The sequence below is a fragment of the Halorubrum sp. AJ67 genome (assembly GCF_000513435.1).
This window is the reverse complement of sequence record NZ_CBVY010000002.1, coordinates 383,885-387,315: the sequence shown is the minus strand read 5'-3', so window position 1 is coordinate 387,315 and position 3,431 is coordinate 383,885. Positions and strand designations below refer to the sequence as shown.

At 67.4% G+C, this 3,431-nt stretch carries 4 protein-coding genes and 1 pseudogene; 1 reads left to right on the top strand and 4 read right to left on the bottom strand.

What is annotated here, in order from left to right; genetic code table 11:
- Positions 1–442, top strand: a 442-nt coding sequence (locus BN903_RS03610; RefSeq protein WP_048076406.1) for a zinc-binding dehydrogenase, incomplete at its 5' end; no start/stop codon positions are given.
- Positions 443–481: 39 nt separating this feature from the next.
- On the opposite strand, the gene BN903_RS03605 is transcribed toward BN903_RS03610, so the two are convergent.
- From BN903_RS03605 to BN903_RS03590, 4 genes and pseudogenes are all read right to left on the bottom strand, one after another.
- Positions 482–1,210, bottom strand: a complete 729-nt coding sequence (locus tag BN903_RS03605; RefSeq protein ID WP_048076405.1) for an amino acid ABC transporter ATP-binding protein — start codon at positions 1,208–1,210, stop codon at positions 482–484.
- A complete protein-coding gene (locus BN903_RS03600) occupies positions 1,207–2,046 on the bottom strand; it encodes an amino acid ABC transporter permease (RefSeq protein WP_048076486.1) in 840 nt (279 codons plus the stop codon). The genes BN903_RS03605 and BN903_RS03600 overlap by 4 nt, the downstream gene beginning before the upstream one ends.
- Before the next feature lie 81 nt (positions 2,047–2,127).
- Entirely contained in the window at positions 2,128–3,051 is a 924-nt protein-coding gene (locus BN903_RS03595) for a basic amino acid ABC transporter substrate-binding protein (protein ID WP_048076404.1), read from the bottom strand.
- Between the two features lie 135 nt (positions 3,052–3,186).
- Positions 3,187–3,431, bottom strand: a pseudogene (locus BN903_RS03590) (cytochrome oxidase assembly); the annotation flags it as partial.

The following is a 3,431-nucleotide window of genomic DNA, read 5'->3' as shown; positions in this document are numbered from 1 at the left end:
GACCGAGTCCGGCGCTGACGCGACCGTGAACCCGACCGCCGAGGACGGCGGAGCCCGAACCGTCCCGGAGCGCGTCCGCGACCTCACAGACGGCGGCGCGGACGTGTCGCTCGACGCCCTCGGAATCGCCGAGACCTGTCGCAACTCGGTCCGGTCGCTGCGGCCGCGCGGCACCCACGTCCAGGTCGGGCTCACGACCGACGCCGAGCGGGGTGAGGTGTCGCTCCCGACCGACTGGATGACCCGGTGGGAGATCTCCTTTATCGGCTCGCGCGGGATGCCGCCGACGAGCTACCCGGACCTGTTCGCGCTGATCGAGGCGACCGACATCGATCCGGGCGCGCTGGTCACCAGCGAGCTGTCCTTGTCGGAGGTGTCGGGGCGGCTCGCGGCCATGGAGGAGTACGACGCACGGGGCGTCGAGGTCGTCACCGACCTCTGAGATCGACCCAAGAGGAACCGACACCGGCCGCGGAAGGGCTTACAACAGCCGCGAGAGGAACTGTTGACCGCGCTCGGTCGCCGGCTCCTCGAAGAAGGACTCCGTCTCGCTCCGCTCGACGACCCGGCCGTCGGCCATCAGGACGATCCGGTCGCCGACCTCCCGGGCGAACCCCATCTCGTGGGTGACGAGGACCATCGTCATGCCGTCGGCGGCGAGCCCCTCGATCACGTCCAACACCTCGCCGACGAGTTCGGGGTCGAGCGCGCTCGTCACCTCGTCGAACAGCATCGTCTTCGGCTCCATCGCGAGCGCGCGGGCGATGGCGACGCGCTGCTGTTGGCCGCCCGAGAGCGCGCCCGGATACGACTCGGCCTGGTCGGCGAGTCCGACGCGATCGAGGAGCTCCGACGCGGCCTCCTTCGCCTCGGCCTCCGGCTCGCCCTTGACCTTCTCCGGCGCGAGCGCGACGTTTTCGAGGGCGGTCTTGTGCGGGAAGAGGTTGAACGACTGGAACACCATCCCGATCTGCTGGCGGATCTCGTTGATGTTCGTCTCGATCACGGACCGCCCGTCGAGACGGATGTCGCCCCCCTGAATCTCCTCTAGCCTGTTCGCACACCGGAGCAGCGTCGACTTCCCGGAGCCGGACGGCCCGATGACGACGACGACCTCCCCCTCGTCGACGGAGAGGTCGACGTCGTACAGCACCTGCGTGTCTCCGAACGACTTGTCGACGCCGTCGAACTCGACCAGCGGACCGGTCACGGCTCCTCACCTCCCTCTGTATCGCCGCCGGAGCCGAGACCGGACAGCCGACCGAACATCCGGCTGTCCGAACCCCAGTCCGACCGGCGTTCCAGTCCGTTGACGAGTTGGCTCATCGACATCGTGATAGCGAGGTACAGCACGCACACCCACACGAGCGGGGTCCACGGGTCGAGCTGGTTGCTGTTGATGTTCCGGAACACGCTCATGATCTCCGGGACGGCGATGACCGTGAGCAGCGAGGTGTCTTTCACCAAGATGATCTGGTCGTTGCCGATGGCCGCGAGCGCGTTGCGCCACGCCTGCGGGAGCACGACCTCCCGCAGCGCCATCACCCGCGACATCCCGAGCGAGCGGGCCGCCTCCATCTGTCCGTCCGGGACGGCGTCGATCCCGCCGCGGATCGCCTCGCCGACGTACGCCCCGTGGTTCAGCGTGAGTCCGATGATCGCCGCCGGGACCGCCCAGTCCGGGATGGGGAACTGTCCGGTCGCCCACAGCCGCGGCACGCCGAAGTAGATGACGAACAGCTGGAACAGAAGGGGGGTCCCGCGGAAGAACTCGACGTACCCCTTCGCGATCCGTCCGGTCACCCCCGACGTCGAGATCCGACCGAGTCCGACGAGGATCCCGAGAGACACCGAAAACAGGCTCGAAATCACGACGATCCGAACGACGAGGAAGAACGCCTCCGCGAACCGTCGGGCGATGAGCGGCGACGAGAGGAGCCGGTAGTCGACCTGCGTCGAGAGGATCCACGCCAGCAGTCCGCCGATTGCCAGCACGAACCCGGCGGCGGCCGCCTCACCGACTCGTCTGACCAGCCGGTCGCGCATCATGACGCCGCCGGCACTCGACTCCGATTCTGTCTGTGTTGCCATTAGATGTCAAGTGAAACGCGAGGGGATCGAAGGGGCTCAGCCCTCGAAGTACTCGTTGTAGATCTCGTCGTACGTCCCGTCCTCGCGGATCGCCGCGAGGGCGTCGTTGACCTCCTGTCTGAACTCGTCGTCGTCCTGCCGGAACGCGATCCCGTACTCCTCGATGGTCAGCGTCAGGTACGGCGGCGCGTCGTCGCGGTCGGCGGCGACGCCGTCCCCTTCGAGGAACACGACGCCGTCGGTCTCCGCGACGAACTCGGCGCTCACCGTGTTGTCGTTGATGACCGCCGAGACTTGGTTGTTGAGCAGCGCGTCGAACGCGCCGTTGATCTGGTCGTAGCTCTCGATCGTGAGCTCGCCGTCGAACTCCTCTTGGAGGTCCTCGGCGGCGGCCTCGCCGGTGGTCCCGCGCTGAACGCCGACCGTCGTGCCCCGGAGGTCTTCGCGCGAGGAGATGTCGTCGGCCTCCAACACGATGACGGTCTGGTACGCGGTGAAGTACGGGTCGGAGAAGTCGACCGACTCGGCCCGCGTGTCGTTTATCGTCATCGCGCTCATGATGACGCGGAAGTTCGCGTTGTTCAGCGACGGGATGATACCGTCGAAGGAGGTCTCTTGGAACTCGTAGTCCAGTCCGAGCTGGTCCGCGAACACCGCCTCGGCGATCTCGACGTCGAACCCGATGAGATCGCCGGCCTCGTTCCGGTACTCGAACGGCGGGTACGGAATGTCCGAGCCGATGGTGACCGTCTCGGTCTCCCCATCGTCGCCGTCCGACCCGTCGTCACCGTCCGTACCGTCGTCGCCGTCCGATCCGTCGTCGCCGTCCATGCCGTCTTCCCCGTCGCTACCGTCGCCGCCGTCGCTGCCGCCACCGGAACAGCCGGCGGTGGCTGCGAGGCCGGCCGCGCCGACCGCGGTCAGGTACTGCCGACGCTTCACGAAGCTATCTTCGTCCATACACCGTTGCTGGTCCGATCACGGTTTCAACGTTTCGACCGCAGACAAGCAATACTTGCCGGACGCCGGCCATCTAACAGGATCGTTCCAGTCAAACGGTCACGGTTCCGGGCGGCGGTCGCCGCCGATCGGAACTCAGTCGCCGCCGATCGGAACCGACCCGTCGCGCACCTCGTCGCTTCCGCGGAGGGTCAACGCGGCGGCCGCGGCGAGCGCGACCGCGACGCCCAACACGACAAGGTTGATCCGTTCCCACGCCGCGGTGTACAACACGAGGTCACGGCCGAGCAGGAGCGTGCCGACGAGTGCGGCCATCGATCCGGCACTGAGCGCGCGGACCGTACCGGCAGTGTCGGCGTCGAGACCGTCGTAGCCCGACC

Coding starts and splice junctions, on each gene's coding strand:
- BN903_RS03600 (WP_048076486.1), bottom strand. CDS start 2,046: ATGCGCGACCGGCTGGTCAGACGAGTCGGTGAGGCGGCCGCCGCCGGG.
- BN903_RS03595 (WP_048076404.1), bottom strand. CDS start 3,051: ATGGACGAAGATAGCTTCGTGAAGCGTCGGCAGTACCTGACCGCGGTC.